Origin of the sequence: Streptomyces sp. NPDC102402 (genome assembly GCF_044765765.1) — a bacterium.
GTDB lineage: Bacteria > Actinomycetota > Actinomycetes > Streptomycetales > Streptomycetaceae > Streptomyces.
The window spans coordinates 157,601-173,026 of record NZ_JBIWKR010000009.1; the positions used below are offsets into that span (position 1 = coordinate 157,601).

Here is a 15,426-nt window from a genome sequence, read left to right on the forward strand (position 1 = left end):
CCGGCCGCTCGGCCGTGCCCCGGCGACGGTGGCGACCGCGCGGGCTCAGGCTTCGCCGTGCCGCGCCCGGCCGCGGGCCACGTGCCCCCAGACCGCCCTCTGGCACCTGAGTGCGGCGGCGCCCACGACGATGAGCACCGAGATGTTGACGAGGAGCTGGATGAGGGACCCCCGCGCCTCGGACCAGCTGCCGAAGGCCGTCGAGACGCTGATCGCCGCGGCCGCCGGGATGGTCGTGACGGAGATGAAGACCCCGAGCAGGGCACTGGTTCGGGCCTCCGTCAGCGACACGATGCCGACGACACCGGCCAGGCCCGCGACGGCGAAGGAGAAGAAGTTGGGGGTGTTGATCAGATTGGAGACCGGCCGCAGTCCCCGGTCGAACGCCTCCGACTGGAGACCGAAGCCGCGGATGAGCAGGCTGAAGAGGAAGGTGACCACGATCGTCAGCAGAAGGCCCGTGCACAGGGCGGTCAGCCCGGTGCGGATCATGCTCCGGTCTCCTCTGTCGATGCCCAGGGCGACGGCGACGATCGCCCCGTACTCCGGGCCGACGACCATCGCCCCGACGATCAGGATCTGGGAGTTCGTCACGATGCCGACCGAGCCGATGAGGCCCGCGATGACCAGGTAGAGGTAGAAACTCGGCGCGTACCTCCCTTCCGAGCGGATACGCGCCTCCACCTGCTCCCAGACCGGTGCGCCGGCCATCTTCCCGAGACCGTGCGCCGCCTTCCGCGAGGCCTGCCCCGAGAACGCCATCCCGATCGGTGCGATGACGAGGGATCCGCGCACGTCGACGCCCAACTCCCGCAGGCCGTGGAGGATCTCGTTCGCGGCTCCCGTCAGCACGTCGCACGAGACGGAGTCCCCGTCGGGATTGCGCGCGGCACCGCGCCGCACGATCAGGTTCAGGGCGTACGGGCTTGCGGCGAGGAGCTCCTCGACCCGCCCGGTGAGATCAGGCGGGCTGACGGCGCGGACCTGGATCATGTCCATGTGGAGCGCTCCCGGGGCTGGAGGAGCGGCCGGGAGGCGTTTGCCGGATAGTGGCCTTCGTGGGCATACGCCGGAGATTGGACGGTCATGGACCGATACCCTCCCATAGCGGCGCACGGTCTGGTGGGCGACCTGCAGACGGGCGCGCTGGTTTCGGCGGAGGGCGTCGTCGACTGGTTCACCGCCCCCCGATTCGACTCCCCGAGCGTCTTCGCCGCCCTGCTCGACCATGACCGCGGGGGCTTCTTCCGGCTGTCGCCCGACGATCCGGACTGCTCCCGCAGGCAGCTCTACTACCCGGACACCGCCGTGCTCGTCACGCGGTTCATGTCCCCCGACGGTGTGGGCGAGGTGCTCGACTGGATGGCCCCGGTCACCGCGGGCGTGCCGACCGGCCGGCACACGCTGTTCCGGGCCGTACGCGTGGTGCGGGGCACTGTGCGGTTCTCGATGGAGTGCAGGCCGCGTTTCGACTACGGCCGCGCGCCCCACGTGCTCGAACTCCGTCCGCGGGAAGCCACATTCCGGTCGGCAGGCGCCACCGGTCACCTCAGCGCCGGCTTTCCGCTGGAGCGCGAGGGCCACGACGTACGGGGCACGGTCACCCTGCGGTCGGGCGAGGTCGCGGCAGTCGTGTTCACCGTCTGCGGCGCCGACGACACCCTGCCGGCACCTCCCACCGTCGGGAGCGTCACCGAACAGCTCCGGGAGACGGCCGACTTCTGGCAGAAGTGGCTGCGCACCTCCCGCTACCGGGGGCGGTGGTCCGACATGGTCAACCGTTCCGCCATCACCCTCAAACTCCTCACCTACCACCCCACCGGTGCTCCCGTCGCCGCGGCGACCACGGGGCTGCCCGAGCAGGTGGGGGGCGAGCGCAACTGGGACTACCGCTTACACCTGGGTCCGGGACGGAGCCCTCTCGGTGCGGGCGCTGCTCGACCTCGGATTCGTGGAGGAGGCGACCGCCTTCACCCACTGGCTGGGTGCCCGCCTCGGGGACCAGGACATCGACGGCGAGGCCCTGCAGATCATGTACCGCGTCGACGGGGAACCCCTGCTGACGGAAGAGCTTCTCGACCACCTGGAGGGCTACCGGGGATCGCACCCCGTGCGCCTCGGCAACGCGGCCTCGGGCCAGCTCCAGCTCGACATCTACGGAGAGGCCCTCTACGCGCTGTCCGAAGGGCGCGAGGTCGGCGTCCAGGCCGGCTACCGGGGATGGAAGAAGGTCTCCCGTGTGCTGGACTGGCTCGCCGACTCCTGGGACCGCCCGGACGAGGGCATCTGGGAGACCCGCGGCGGCCGCAAGGACTTCACGTACAGCCGCGTGATGTGCTGGGCGGCCTTCGACCGCGGGCTGGGTCTGGCCGCCGCCTTCAGCAGGCCGGCCGACACCGCCCGCTGGACCCGGGCCAGGGACACCATCCTGGAGCAGGTCATGGAACGCGGCTGGAGCGAACGGGAACAGGCCTACGTCCAGCACTACGGCGGCCATGTCCTGGACGCGTCGCTCCTGCTGATGCCCCGGGTGGGCTTCCTCGCCCCCAAGGACCCGAGCTGGCTGTCCACGCTGGACGCGATCGACGAGACCCTCGTCTCCGACAGCCTGGTCTACCGCTACGACCCCGCCGCGTCCCCGGACGGCCTGCGCGGCTCGGAGGGCACGTTCAGCCTCTGCACGTTCCTCTACGTCGACGCCCTGGCCCGCGCCGGGCGACTGCGGCCCGCGCGCTACATGTTCGAGAAGATGCTCACGTACGCCAACCACGTCGGCCTCTTCGCCGAGGAGATCGGCCCCAGCGGCGAGCAACTCGGCAACTTCCCCCAGGCGTTCACGCACCTGTCCCTCATCACCGCGGCCCGGACCCTCGACGAGGCACTCGACCGGCAGCGGGACTGACCTTCACTCATCACCGCGGCCCGGACCCTCGACGAGGCACTCGACCGGCAGCGGGACTGACCTTCACTCCTTCTTGTCGTCCCACTCCGAGCCGAGCAGCGAGCTGTCGAAGGTGCGCACCACGGCGAGGACCGCCGCAGCCAGCCGCAGGTCGTACCCCTGCGCGTGCACGAGCAGAGCGTCGTCCTTCGACCTGAACTCCAGCGGCGCCTCTCCGCCGGCACGCCACACGATGCGCCGGGGCCCGCGCGCCGCGTCACCGTCACCGCCGAGCAGGCTCAGCACGACGATCAGCGTCTGCAGGGGAAGGAGCAGCCACCACACGCCCCACCAGAGGATCCGCCCCTTGAGGCCCACCGCCTCCCGGCCGCCCGAAGGAGTCACCGTCCAGCGGGTCCGCAGCCCTCTGCCCCGGAACGCCTTCTCCCGGACGACCGTGCCGATGAGCTCGCCGTGTGCCCCCAGCACCTGGTACGTGGAGACACCGCCGCCTGCCGACACGGTCACCAGCGTGGCCAGCCGCTCCCGGCGGTGCTCGTCCGCCCACAGGACGAAGGAGCGCGTCCCGTCGCCCCGCGCCGCCCGGTAGGCGGATATCCCGCCCGGCGGCAGTTCACGCTCGACGTACGCCGGCACCGTGCCGGGGACCGCGCACCGCACCAGGTGGGCGACCGGAGCGGGCTGCCCGGCCCCGGCCGCCGCCACCAGTTCCAGGGGAGCGGGTCCCATACTCAGCACAGTGGTCAACGGCCGGTCTCCTTCGCCTTCTGTCATACCGGCTTGAGAGGATCCTCCCGTGGAGTCCCCCGAGCCCTTCCCAGATTTTCCCGAACCGCGGACCGGTCCGGCACAGCCGGCCGGCCGGCGTCCGGTGCGCTGCGCCCTGTGCGGACGCCCTCTCACCGGCACGGAGTCACGGCGGACCGGGCTCGGCCCCTCCTGCGACGCCAAACTGCATCCGCCGGGGCCGGACATCCGGAGCCGCCGCCATGAGGTCGACCAGGAGCCGTTGCCCGGCCTCTGGCCGGCCCGGACGCCCCCGCTACGCGCCGTCGAGCCGGCGGAAGAGCCCCTCCTGCACCACGGACACCAGCAGCTGCCCCTGACGGTCGTAGATCCGCCCCCTGGCCAGCCCGCGGCCACCCGTGGCGATCGGTGACTCCTGGTCGTAGAGGAACCACTCGTCCGCGCGGAACGGCCGGTGGAACCACATGGCGTGGTCCAGCGAGGCCATGTCGAAGCCGCGCGGTCCCCACAGCGGCTCGACCGGGATCCGTACCGCGTCCAGCAGCGTCATGTCGCTCGCGTACGTCAGGGCGCACGTGTGGACGAGCGGGTCGTCGCCCAGCGGGCCGACCGCGCGCATCCACACCGCGCTCCGCGGGTCCGCGTCCTTGATCTCCTCCCGCGTCCAGCGCAGCCGGTCGACGTAGCGGATGTCGAACGGCTGGCGCCGCGCCATCCGCTCCAGCGCCTCCGGCAGGCCGCCCAGGTGCTCGCGCACCTCGTCGGCGACGGTCGGCAGCTCGTCCGGATCGGGCACGACACGGGCCGGCGGCAGCTGGTGCTCGAAGCCGGCCTCCTCCGGACGGTGGAAGGACGCCGTCAGGTTGAAGATCGTCCGGCCCTGCTGCACGGCCGTGACCCGGCGCGTGGTGAAGGAACGGCCGTCCCTCACCCGCTCCACGTCGTACACGATCGGGACGCCTGGGCGCCCGGGCCGCAGGAAGTACGCGTGCAGCGAGTGCACCGGACGGTCCCCGTCCGTGGTGCGGCCGGCCGCGACCAGGGCCTGGCCCGCGACCTGCCCGCCGAAGACCCGTTGCAGGGACTCCTCGGGGCTGCGGCCGCGGAAGATGTTGACCTCGATCCGCTCCAGGTCGAGCAGATCGACCAGGCTGTCGGCGGGGTTCGTCATGCGGTTCTTCTCCACTCTCCTGGCCGGCGCGCCGTCACAGCTGGCCCACGGCCGTGACCCGGACGACCGCCCGGCCCTCCTCGTCGGAGGCCGCGAGATCGACCTCCGCACGAATTCCCCAGTCGTGGTCCCCGGCGGGGTCGGCGAAGGCCTGCCACACCCGCCACAGACCGTGCCCGGGGTCCTCGTCGATCTTCAGCAGCTTCGGGCCGCGCGCGTCCGGGCCCGTGCCCAGCTCCTCGTGCGCGTCCCAGTAGGCGTCCATGGCCTCGCCCCACGCGTCCTCGTCCCAGCCCGCGTCGCCGTCCAGCTCACCCAGGTCGCGCACCCGGTCCAGGGCGGCCAGCTCCACCCGCCGGAACATGGCGTTGCGCACCAGGACGCGGAAGGCGCGGGCGTTGGCCGTCACCGGCTTGACCTCGTCGGCCCGCTCCTGCGCCTGCTCCGCGGTCTCCACCTCCGGGTTGGCCAGCTGCTCCCATTCGTCCAGCAGACTCGAGTCCACCTGACGCACCATCTCGCCCAGCCAGGCGATCAGGTCCTCCAGGTCCTCGGACTTCAGGTCGTCGGGGATGGTGTGCTCGAGCGCCTTGTACGCGCTCGCCAGATAGCGCAGCACGATGCCCTCGGTACGGGCCAGCTCGTAGTTCGAGGTGAACTCCGTGAAGGTCATGGCCCGTTCGTACATGTCGCGGATCACCGACTTCGGGGACACCGGGTGGTCACCGACCCACGGGTGACTCGTCCGGTACACGTCGTAGGCGTGCCAGAGCAGCTCGCTGAGCGGCTTCGGGTACGTGACCTCCTGGAGCCGCTCCATCCGCTCCTCGTACTCGACGCCGTCCGCCTTCATCTGCCCGACGGCCTCGCCCCGCGCCTTGTTCTGCTGGGCGGCCAGGATCTGGCGCGGGTCGTCGAGCGTCGACTCGACCACGGACACCATGTCCAGCGCGTACGAAGGGGATTCGGCGTCCAGCAGGTCGAAGGCGGCCAGCGCGAACGTGGACAGCGGCTGATTGAGCGCGAAGTCCTGCTGGAGGTCGACGGTGAGACGGACGATCCGGCCCTCCGCGTCGGGCGTGTCGAGCTGCTCCACCACACCGCCGTCGAGCAGCGAGCGGTAGATGGCGATGGCGCGGCGGATGTGCCGCAGCTGGGCCCTGCGCGGCTCGTGGTTGTCCTCCAGCAGATGACGCATCGCCGCGAACGCGTTGCCCGGCCGGGCGATCACCGAGAGCAGCATGGTGTGGGTGACGCGGAAGCGGGAGGTCAGCGGCTCGGGCTCGGACTGGATCAGCTTGTCGAAGGTCGTCTCCGACCAGGCGACGAAGCCTTCGGGGGCCTTCTTGCGGACCACCTTGCGCTTCTTCTTGGGGTCGTCGCCGGCCTTCTTGACGGCCTTCTCGTTCTCGATGACGTGCTCGGGAGCCTGCGCGACGACGAAGCCGGCCGTGTCGAAGCCCGCCCGGCCGGCGCGGCCCGCGATCTGGTGGAACTCCCGGGCGCGCAGCGTCCGCACCCGGGTCCCGTCGTACTTGGTGAGCGCGGTGAACAGCACCGTGCGGATGGGGACGTTGACGCCGACACCCAGCGTGTCCGTACCGCAGATCACCTTCAGCAGGCCCGCCTGGGCCAGCTTCTCGACGAGACGGCGGTACTTGGGGAGCATGCCCGCGTGGTGCACGCCGATCCCGTGCCGTACGTAGCGGGAGAGGTTCTGGCCGAACTTGGTGGTGAAGCGGAAGTTGCCGATCAGATCGGCGATCTTCTCCTTCTCCTCCTTCGTGCACATGTTGATGCTCATCAGCGACTGCGCCCGCTCCACGGCCGCGGCCTGCGTGAAGTGCACGATGTAGACGGGCGACTGCCGGGTGTCCAGGAGCTCGGTGAGCGTCTCGGTGATCGGCGTCAGCCGGTACTCGTAGCTGAGCGGGACCGGACGCGTCGCCGAGCGCACCACGGAGGTGGGGCGTCCGGTGCGGCGGGTCAGGTCCTCCTCGAACATCTTGACGTCACCGAGGGTCGCCGACATCAGCACGAACTGTGCCTGCGGGAGCTCGAGGATCGGGATCTGCCAGGCCCAGCCGCGGTCCTGCTCCGCGTAGAAGTGGAACTCGTCCATCACGACCTGGCCGATGTCGGCGTACTTGCCGTCACGCAGCGCGATCGACGCGAGCACCTCGGCGGTGCAGCAGATGACCGGGGCGTCGGCGTTGACCGAGGCGTCACCGGTCAGCATGCCGACGTTCTCCGTGCCGAACAGCTTGCACAGGTCGAAGAACTTCTCCGAGACCAGGGCCTTGATCGGCGCGGTGTAGAAGGTGACCTTGTCCTGGGCCAGCGCCGTGAAGTGCGCACCCGCCGCGACCAGGCTCTTGCCGGAGCCCGTGGGGGTGGAAAGGATCACGTTGGCTCCGGAGACCACCTCGATCAGCGCCTCCTCCTGAGCCGGATAGAGGGTGATGCCCTGCGTTTCGGTCCATGACGAGAAGGCCTCGAAGAGGGCGTCCGGGTCGGCGGTCGGGGGCAGCTGATCGATAAGGGTCACGCCCCCATCTTGCCTGTCTCCTGCCCGGATGAGGGAACCGGCGGACACAGCGAAGATCACGGGCGATACGCTGCACACTCAACTCGGCTGTCTCGCAGAGGCAATGACGGCCCGGCCTGGACGTTCGGCCGAATCACGATGGGGGCGCGAACAGCCATGATGGGACCGGCACACTCTCTGTCAGGGGCGGCGGCCTGGCTGGGGGTGGGTGCCGCGGCGGCCGCCGCGGGCCACACCATGCCCTGGCCCGTCCTGGTCGTCGGCGCCCTGATCACCGCGGGCGCGGCGCTCGCCCCCGACCTCGACCACAAGTCGGCCACGATCTCGCGGGCCTTCGGCCCCGTCTCCAAGGCCCTCTGCGAGATCGTCGACAAACTCTCCTACTCGGTCTACAAGGCGACCAAGGGCCCGGGCGACCCTCGCCGGACCGGTGGCCACCGCACTCTCACGCACACCTGGCTCTGGGCGGTGCTGATCGGTGCCGGCTGCTCCCTCGCCGCCGTCACCGGTGGCCGGTGGGCGGTCCTGGCCATACTCTTCGTGCACCTCGTCCTCGCCGTGGAGGGGCTCCTGTGGCGGGCGGCACGGGTCTCCAGCGACGTCCTCGTCTGGCTGCTCGGAGCCACCAGCGCCTGGATCCTGGCGGGAGTGCTCGACAAGCCGGGACAGGGTTCGGGCTGGCTGTTCACCGAGCCCGGCCAGGAGTACCTGTGGCTGGGGCTGCCGATCGTCCTCGGGGCGCTCGTCCACTGCGTCGGCGACGCGCTCACCGTCTCCGGCTGCCCGATCCTGTGGCCGATCCCGCTGGGACGCAAGCGGTGGTACCCGCTCGGACCCCCGAAGTTCATGCGCTTCCGGGCCGGCAGCTGGGTGGAGATCAAGGTGCTGATGCCCGCCTTCATGATCCTCGGGGGAGTGGGCGCCGCGGCGGCGCTCAACGTCATCTGACGCCCGAGCCCTCTCCGCGAGCGCCCCGGCCGCCGCCGTAGGACCATGGCCGCATGCTGCTCGCCCGGCTCGCCCACGTGTCCCTGGAGGTCGCCGCGACCTCGGCCCGGACCCGCAAGACCACCCTGCTGGCCGCGCTCTTCCGGGAGGCGGGGCCGGAGGACGTCCCGGTCGTCATCCCGTATCTCGCCGGACGCCTCCCGCAGGGGCGGCTCGGGATCGGCTGGAGCGCTCTGCGCGGCCCGGTGGAGCCGGCCGCCACGCCCACGCTCACCGTGACGGAGACGAACACGGAGCTGACGGCGATCGGCGCCCTGTCCGGTCCGGGCTCGCAGTCCGCCCGCAAGGACCGTCTGACGCGGCTGCTCGGAGCCGCCACCGAGGACGAACAGAGATTCCTGCGCGCTCTGCTCACCGGAGAGGTGCGCCAGGGCGCGCTCGACGCCGTCGCCGTCGACGCCCTGGCCGATGCCGCCGGAGCCCCGCCCGCCGAGGTGCGGCGTGCCGTCATGCTCGCCGGATCCCTCGGGCCCGTCGCCCGTGCGCTGCTCGCCGAGGGCCCCGTGGCCCTCGCGTCCTTCCGGCTCACCGTCGGCAGGCCCGTCCAGCCCATGCTGGCGCACACCGCGCGCTCGGTCACCGAGGCGATCGACCGGCTCGGACCCTGCGCCGTGGAGGAGAAGCTGGACGGCATCCGCGTACAGGTGCACCGGGACGGGCCCCAGGTGCGCGTCTACACCCGGACACTCGACGACATCAGCGACCGGGTCCCCGAGCTCGCCACGGCGGTGAGCGGCTTCCCGGCCGGCCGGTTCATCCTCGACGGCGAGGTCATCGCGCGCGGCCCCGACGGGAGACCCCGGCCGTTCCAGGAGACCGCCGGCCGGGTGGGCTCCCGCCGCGACGTCGCCACCGCCGCGGACGCCGTCCCCGTGGTCCCCGTCTTCTTCGACATCCTGTCCGTGGACGGACGCGAACTCCTCGACCTCCCCCTCGCCGAACGCCACCGTGAGCTGGCCGGCCTGGTCCCCGAACCGATGCGCGTACGGCGCGTCGTCGTGGAGGACCCCGCCGACGAGGCGCAGCGCGGGGCCGCCGTGGCGTTCTCCGAGGCCACGCTGGCCCGCGGGCACGAGGGTGTCGTGGTCAAGGGGGCCACCGCGGTGTACAGCGCGGGCAGGAGAGGTGCCTCCTGGCTGAAGGTGAAACCCGTGCACACCCTGGACCTCGTGGTGCTGGCAGCCGAGTGGGGCCACGGCCGGCGCACCGGGAAGCTCTCCAACCTCCACCTGGGGGCGCTCAGGGAGGACGGCACGTTCGCGATGCTGGGCAAGACCTTCAAAGGGCTCACGGACGCCCTGCTCACCTGGCAGACCGAACGCCTCCAGGAGCTGGCCACCGGCGACGACGGTCACGTGGTGACAGTGCGTCCGGAGCTCGTCGTGGAGATCGCCTACGACGGACTGCAGAACTCTACCCGCTACCCGGCGGGCGTCACACTGCGGTTCGCCCGTGTCCTGCGCTACCGGGAGGACAAGCGGCCGCAGGAGGCGGACACGATCGACACGGTGCTCTCCCGCAGGACGTGACACCGGCCCCCTGCCCGCGCGGCGCAAGCCGGGGGAGAGGGGGCCGGAGCGAGGCGGCCCGGCCTCAGGCGTCCGCGCCGGCGGTGTGCGCGCGGATCTCCTCCGGCGTCAGGTAGGCGTCGGTGTACTCGAAGTCGCGCAGGGTGGCCTGCTTGCGGGCCTGGAACCCGGTGCGCACGAAGTCGTCCCCGGCGATCGCGTTGAGCAGCCAGTTGGTCATGACCCGGGTCTTGGCGACGTTGGTCCGCAGGGCCGCCCAGTGGTAGCCGCGCGCGGCGGCCTGGGCCGGCATGCCCCTCAGCTCGATCCCCAGCGGCTTGGACACCGCGTCCCGGCCCCCGAGGTCCACGACCAGACCGAGGTCCTTGTGCACGTACGGCTGCATGGCCCGGCCGCGCAGGGACGCGATGATGTTGTCCGCCAGCTTGCGGCCCTGGCGCATGGCGTGCTGAGCGGTGGGCGGGCAGATCGCCCCGTCGTCCTTGGTCAGGTCGGGGACCGCCGCCGCGTCGCCGAGCGCGAACACCCCGTCGGCGCCGGGCAGAGCCATCTCCGGCGTCACCGCGAGCCGGCCGCGTACGGTCTCGGCGCCGAGGGTGGCGACGAGCGGGCTCGCCGCGACCCCCGCGGTCCAGATCAGCGTGCGGCAGGGCAGTACCCGGCCGTCCGTGAAGGTCACCTTGTCCGGGCCCGCCTCCGCCACGGAGACGCCGAGCGAGACCTCGATGCCGCGCTTGCGCAGGATCTCGAGGGCGCTGGTACCGAGCTTGTCGCCGAGCTCGGGCATGAGCTTGGGCGCGATGTCGATCAGATGCCACTTGATCAGCTTGGGGTCCAGCCGGGGATAGTGCTTGACGGCGTTGGTGGTCAGCAGTTGCAGACACGCGGCCGTCTCCGTACCGGCGTAACCGCCGCCCACCACGACGAACTGAAGCCTGGACGCCCGCTCCTCCTCGTCCTGACTGGCATCGGCCAGATCGAGCTGCGAGATGACGTGGTCCCGGATGTAGGCCGCCTCGGCCAGGGTCTTCATGCCCCGGGCGTTGTCCACCAGCCCGGGGATGTCGAAGGTCCGGGTGACGCTCCCGGCGGCCATCACGATGTAGTCGTACGGCTCGTTGACGATCTCGTCCGTGATCTTGCGGACCACACAGACCTTCGCCTTGGTGTCCACTCCGATGGCCCCGCCCGGAACGATCCGGGTGCGGTGGCGCCGGCTCCGCCGCAGGGAGACGGCGACCGACTGAGGGGTGAGCACCCCTGATGCGACCTGAGGGAGCAACGGCAGGTAGAGCTGGTACGAGAACGGGGTGACGAGCGCGATCTCCGCCTCACCAGGAGCGAGGGTGCGCTCCAGCCGGCGTACGCACTCGACCCCGGCAAAGCCGGCGCCGACAACGAGAATCCTGGGTCGTGCCACGGTGTGCGTCCCTTCTCGGGCTTACGCGGTCATCGCTCGCCTGCCCCGGATCCGGGGCCAGTCACTTCCTCATCCTCACCGCAGGGGACCGAGTCCGCCTCTTGTGACCGGGCCGTCCCTTCGCTGGCCGATACCGGGCCGGGCCTCGGAGGGACGGGGGGAGACTCGGCGAGGACGCGCACGTGGGACCTGATCACCCGGCCCTCGACGAAGCGGTACCGCCCCGGAGCCGTACCGGACGCCCGGCAGCGTGCCCCCGGCCGGCAGGGTGTTCCCGCGCCGGCAGCGTGTCCCCCGGCCGGCGCGACGCCGGAGCGGACGGACCCCGGGCCCATGACGCCATGAGGGCCCGGGGTCCTCGGCGGATCACCCGTGCCAGGACCGCCAGAGCGCCGCGTACGCGCCGTCCGCGGCCACCAGCTCGTCGTGACTGCCCAGTTCGCTGATCCGGCCGTCCTCCACGACCGCGATCACATCCGCGTCGTGCGCCGTGTGCAGACGGTGCGCGATCGCGATGACCGTACGGCCCTCCAGCACCCGCGCCAGCGAGCGCTCCAGATGACGCGCCGCCCGCGGGTCGAGCAGCGAGGTCGCCTCGTCCAGCACCAGCGTGTGCGGGTCCGCCAGGACGAGCCGCGCCAGGGCGATCTGCTGCGCCTGCGCCGGGGTGAGGGCCAGACCGCCCGAGCCGACCTCCGCGTCCAGCCCCTCGTCGAGAGCCTTCGCCCAGCCGTCGGCGTCCACCGCCGCCAGCGAGGCCCACAGCTCCGCGTCCTCGGCATCCGTCCGCGCGAGGAGGAGGTTGTCCCGGAGCGAGCCCACGAACACGTGGTGCTCCTGGTTGACCAGCGCCACATGGCTCCGTACGCGCTCCGCCGTCATCCCCGACAGCTCGGCGCCGCCCAGCGAGACCGAACCCGTGCGGGGAGCGTAGATCCCGGCCAGCAGCCTTCCCAGCGTGGACTTGCCCGCGCCGGAGGGCCCGACCAGTGCCATCCGGGTGCCCGGGGCGACGTCCAGCGAGACCTCACGCAGGACGTCGACGCCCGTGCGGTAGCCGAACCGCACCTGCTCGGCCCGTACCTCCCGGCCGTCGGGGCCGACGCTGTCGTCACCCGCGCCGGGTTCGATCTCGCGTACGCCGACGAGCCTGGCCAGCGACACCTGGGCGACCTGCAGCTCGTCGTACCAGCGCAGGATCAGGCCGATCGGGTCCACCATCATCTGCGCCAGCAGAGCCCCCGTCGTCAGCTGCCCGACGGTGATCCAGTCCTCCATCACGAACCAGCCGCCGAGCAGCAGCACCGCGCCGAGGATCGTCACGTAGGTCGTGTTGATGACCGGGAAGAGCACCGACCGGAGGAACAGGGTGTACCGCTCCCAGGCCGTCCACTCCTCGACCCGCCGGTCCGACAGCGCGACCCGTCGCGCCCCCAGCCGGTGCGCCTCCACGGTCCGTCCCGCGTCCACGGTCTCGGCCAGCACGGCCGCGACCGCCGCGTACCCGGCCGCCTCCGAGCGGTAGGCGGAGGGAGCCCGCTTGAAGTACCAGCGGCAGCCGGTGACGAGCACCGGGAGCGCGATCAGGACGGCCAGGGCCAGAGGCGGCGCGGTGACGGTCAGCGCACCGAGCAGCAGCCCGGCCCAGACCACGCCGATCGCCAGCTGCGGCACGGCCTCACGCATCGCGTTGGCCAGCCGGTCGATGTCCGTGGTGATCCTGGACAGCAGGTCCCCGGTGCCGGCCCGCTCCAGTACACCGGGCGGCAGCCCGACCGACCGTACGAGGAAGTCCTCGCGCAGGTCGGCGAGCATCTCCTCGCCCAGGACCGCCCCGCGCAACCGCATCATCCGCGTGAACACGGTCTGCACGACCAGGGCGAGAGCGAACACCGCGGCGGTCCGCTCCAGATGGAGGTCGGTCACCCCGTTCGAGAGATCCTCGACCAGCCCGCCCAGCAGATACGGCCCGGTGATCGATGCCACCACAGCGACCGCGTTGACGGTGATGAGCAGTGCGAAGGCCGTGCGGTGACGCCGCAGCAGGGAGCGGACGTACTTCCGCACGGTCGTGGGCGAACCGACCGGCAGGGTCGTAGCCGACTGCGGTGCGGCCGGGTCGTACCCCGGTGGTGCCACGCCGATCATGCTCGCTCCTCGATTTCCTCGACCGCACGGGCCATTTCCTCGACCGCCGGAGCCGTCCGCAGCCCGCCGATCACGCTGAGACCGTCCCGAGCGGCGGCCGCCGCGGCCTCGTCCTCGGTCTCCCGGGTCACCACCGCCCGGTACCGCGGTTCGTCCCGCAGCAGTTCGCGGTGCGTGCCGGCTGCCACGACGGTGCCCTCGTGGACGAGCACGACGCGGTCCGCGACGTCCAGCAGCAGCGGGGACGAGGCGAACGCCACCGTCGTACGGCCCCGGCGCAGCTCCTCGATACCGGCGGCGACCCCGGCCTCCGTGTGGGAGTCGACGGCGGACGTCGGCTCGTCGAGCACGAGTGCCTCAGGGTCGGTGACGAGGGAGCGGGCCAGCGCGAGACGCTGCCGCTGACCGCCGGACAGCGACCTGCCGCGCTCGGTGATCCTGGTGTCCATCGGGTCGCCGCCGGCGTCCACGGACGCCTGGGCCAGCGCGTCGAGGACATCACCGCACCGGGCCGCGGCCAGCGCGTCCTCGGCCGCCACGCCGCCGGAGGACGGGACGTCCAGCAGCTCCCGGAGCGTGCCCGAGAGCAGCACCGGGTCCTTGTCCTGCACCAGCACCGCGGTCCGCGCCGAGCCGAGCGGCAGCTCGTCCAGCGGCACACCGCCGAGCAGTACCGAGGGGACCGGTCCAGCCGCGTCGTCCGCCTCGGCGTGGCCACCGAGCCGTTCCGCCAGCCGCCCCGCTTCGTCGGGATCGCCGCAGACCACGGCCGTGAACAGGCCCTGAGGAGCCATCAGCCCGGTCACCGGGTCGTACAGATCCCCACGGGGGTCGGCCGCGGCATCCACCGTAGGGGGACGGGTGCTGCGCCGCAGGGACAGCACCCTGACCGCGCGCTGCGCGGACGGTCGCGAGAAGGAGTACGCCATGGCGATCTCCTCCACGTTGCGCAGCGGGAAGAGCATCAGGGTCGCCGCGCTGTACACGGTGACCAGCTGACCGACGTCGATCCGGCCGTCCCTGGCCAGCGTGGCGCCGTACCAGACCAGCGAGATCAGCAGCACGCCCGGCAGGAACACCTGGATCGCCGAGATGAGCGCCCACATCCGCGCACTGTGCACGGCGGCCTTGCGGACCTCCTGCGAGGCACGCCGGTACCGGCCGAGGAACAGCTCCTCGCCGCCGATGCCACGCAGCACCCGCAGACCGGCGACCGTGTCGGAGGCCAGCTCCGTGGCCCGGCCCGCCTTCTCCCGCTGCAGATCGGCCCGGCGGGTCGCCCGGGGGAGCAGCGGCAGGACGGCCAGCGCGAGGACGGGAGTGGCGATCGCGACCAGCACACCGAGCGAGGGGAGATAGAGGACCAAGCCCACGCAGATCAGCACGAGTGCCGTCGCGGCGGCGAGGAAGCGCGACAGCGCCTCGACGAACCAGCCGATCTTCTCGACATCGCCCGTACTGACGGCGACCACCTCGCCGGCCGCCACTCTCCGGGTCAGCGCGGAGCCCAGTTCGGCCGTCCTTCGGGCCAGCAGCTGCTGCACCCGGGCGGCCGCGGTGATCCAGTTGGTGACCGCCGTCCGGTGGAGCATCGTGTCGCCCACGGCGATGAGGATGCCGAGGACGACGAGGAGGACGCCGGCCGTCGCGAGGTCCCGGCCGGAGTCGTCGATGACGGCCTGCACCGCCAGGCCGACGGCGAGCGGGAGGCCCGCGATCGCGCAGTGATGGAGCAGCCCCCAGGAAAGGGACTTGAGCTGACCGGCGAGCTGACGTCGCCCGAGCCAGAAGAGGAAGCGAGGGCCTGACCGTACGTCGGGATCGCCGGGATCCGAATACGGAAGATCGCGAATCTGCATGACGTCCCAAGGGATCGGAAGCGGAGATCCGTGGCGGACCTCGTGGAACAGTGGGGGACCAAACCGTGCAAGGTTCGCTTCCTGCCCCCGTCCG

10 protein-coding genes and 2 pseudogenes are annotated in these 15,426 nt (G+C 71.6%); 5 read left to right on the forward strand and 7 right to left on the reverse strand.

The annotated features are described in order from the left end of the window. Window positions 1-45: 45 nt before the first annotated feature. Window positions 46-999, reverse strand: coding sequence for a DUF389 domain-containing protein (locus ACIRJR_RS25295; protein ID WP_403784559.1), 954 nt, complete (start codon window positions 997-999; stop codon window positions 46-48). A gap of 87 nt (window positions 1,000-1,086) precedes the next feature. Here ACIRJR_RS25295 and ACIRJR_RS25300 point away from each other — a divergent pair. Both ACIRJR_RS25300 and ACIRJR_RS25305 read left to right on the forward strand, forming a co-directional pair. Beyond that, window positions 1,087-1,473, forward strand: a pseudogene (locus ACIRJR_RS25300) (trehalase-like domain-containing protein); the annotation flags it as partial. A gap of 349 nt (window positions 1,474-1,822) precedes the next feature. Then, window positions 1,823-2,902, forward strand: coding sequence for a glycoside hydrolase family 15 protein (locus tag ACIRJR_RS25305; protein ID WP_403784561.1), 1,080 nt, complete (start codon window positions 1,823-1,825; stop codon window positions 2,900-2,902). Between the two features lie 63 nt (window positions 2,903-2,965). Here ACIRJR_RS25305 and ACIRJR_RS25310 read toward each other — a convergent pair whose 3' ends face one another. Next, a complete protein-coding gene (locus tag ACIRJR_RS25310; RefSeq protein ID WP_403784749.1) occupies window positions 2,966-3,640 on the reverse strand; it encodes a hypothetical protein in 675 nt (224 codons plus the stop codon). Between the two features lie 58 nt (window positions 3,641-3,698). Here ACIRJR_RS25310 and ACIRJR_RS25315 point away from each other — a divergent pair. Continuing rightward, window positions 3,699-3,920, forward strand: a pseudogene (locus ACIRJR_RS25315) (DUF6011 domain-containing protein); the annotation flags it as partial. A gap of 24 nt (window positions 3,921-3,944) precedes the next feature. On the opposite strand, the gene ACIRJR_RS25320 reads toward ACIRJR_RS25315, so the two are convergent. Next, window positions 3,945-4,820: an acyl-CoA thioesterase II gene (locus ACIRJR_RS25320; RefSeq protein ID WP_277335207.1), complete on the reverse strand. Its 876-nt coding sequence runs from the start codon at window positions 4,818-4,820 to the stop codon at window positions 3,945-3,947. Between the two features lie 34 nt (window positions 4,821-4,854). Then, window positions 4,855-7,368, reverse strand: a complete 2,514-nt coding sequence (locus ACIRJR_RS25325; protein ID WP_403784563.1) for a DEAD/DEAH box helicase — start codon at window positions 7,366-7,368, stop codon at window positions 4,855-4,857. A 156-nt stretch (window positions 7,369-7,524) separates the two neighbouring features. Here ACIRJR_RS25325 and ACIRJR_RS25330 point away from each other — a divergent pair, with 156 nt between their 5' ends. Both ACIRJR_RS25330 and ACIRJR_RS25335 read left to right on the forward strand, forming a co-directional pair. Beyond that, window positions 7,525-8,316 (forward strand): metal-dependent hydrolase, encoded by a 792-nt coding sequence (locus tag ACIRJR_RS25330; RefSeq protein WP_403784565.1) that lies wholly within the window; start codon window positions 7,525-7,527, stop codon window positions 8,314-8,316. A gap of 53 nt (window positions 8,317-8,369) precedes the next feature. Continuing rightward, on the forward strand, window positions 8,370-9,905 hold the full coding sequence (locus ACIRJR_RS25335) for an ATP-dependent DNA ligase (protein WP_403784567.1): 1,536 nt from the start codon (window positions 8,370-8,372) through the stop codon (window positions 9,903-9,905). A 64-nt stretch (window positions 9,906-9,969) separates the two neighbouring features. On the opposite strand, the gene ACIRJR_RS25340 is transcribed toward ACIRJR_RS25335, so the two are convergent. The 3 genes from ACIRJR_RS25340 to ACIRJR_RS25350 all read right to left on the reverse strand — a co-directional run bounded on the left by ACIRJR_RS25340 (window position 9,970) and on the right by ACIRJR_RS25350 (window position 15,332). Then, the gene (locus tag ACIRJR_RS25340; RefSeq protein WP_403784569.1) at window positions 9,970-11,325 is read right to left on the reverse strand and encodes an NAD(P)/FAD-dependent oxidoreductase; all 1,356 of its coding nucleotides are present in this window, start codon (window positions 11,323-11,325) and stop codon (window positions 9,970-9,972) included. Between the two features lie 366 nt (window positions 11,326-11,691). Further along, window positions 11,692-13,473: an ABC transporter ATP-binding protein gene (locus ACIRJR_RS25345; RefSeq protein ID WP_403784571.1), complete on the reverse strand. Its 1,782-nt coding sequence runs from the start codon at window positions 13,471-13,473 to the stop codon at window positions 11,692-11,694. Next, window positions 13,470-15,332, reverse strand: a complete 1,863-nt coding sequence (locus ACIRJR_RS25350; RefSeq protein WP_403784573.1) for an ABC transporter transmembrane domain-containing protein — start codon at window positions 15,330-15,332, stop codon at window positions 13,470-13,472. Before ACIRJR_RS25350 ends, ACIRJR_RS25345 begins: the two co-directional genes overlap by 4 nt. Between the last annotated feature and the right edge of the window lie 94 nt (window positions 15,333-15,426).

Bases quoted from the DNA above. Each gene is read 5' to 3' on its own strand.
- ACIRJR_RS25295 (WP_403784559.1), bottom strand. From the start codon at position 999: ATGGACATGATCCAGGTCCGCGCCGTCAGCCCGCCTGATCTCACCGGG.
- ACIRJR_RS25330 (WP_403784565.1), top strand. From the start codon at position 7,525: ATGATGGGACCGGCACACTCTCTGTCAGGGGCGGCGGCCTGGCTGGGG.
- ACIRJR_RS25320 (WP_277335207.1), bottom strand. From the start codon at position 4,820: ATGACGAACCCCGCCGACAGCCTGGTCGATCTGCTCGACCTGGAGCGG.
- ACIRJR_RS25335 (WP_403784567.1), top strand. From the start codon at position 8,370: ATGCTGCTCGCCCGGCTCGCCCACGTGTCCCTGGAGGTCGCCGCGACC.
- ACIRJR_RS25345 (WP_403784571.1), bottom strand. From the start codon at position 13,473: ATGATCGGCGTGGCACCACCGGGGTACGACCCGGCCGCACCGCAGTCG.
- ACIRJR_RS25350 (WP_403784573.1), bottom strand. From the start codon at position 15,332: ATGCAGATTCGCGATCTTCCGTATTCGGATCCCGGCGATCCCGACGTA.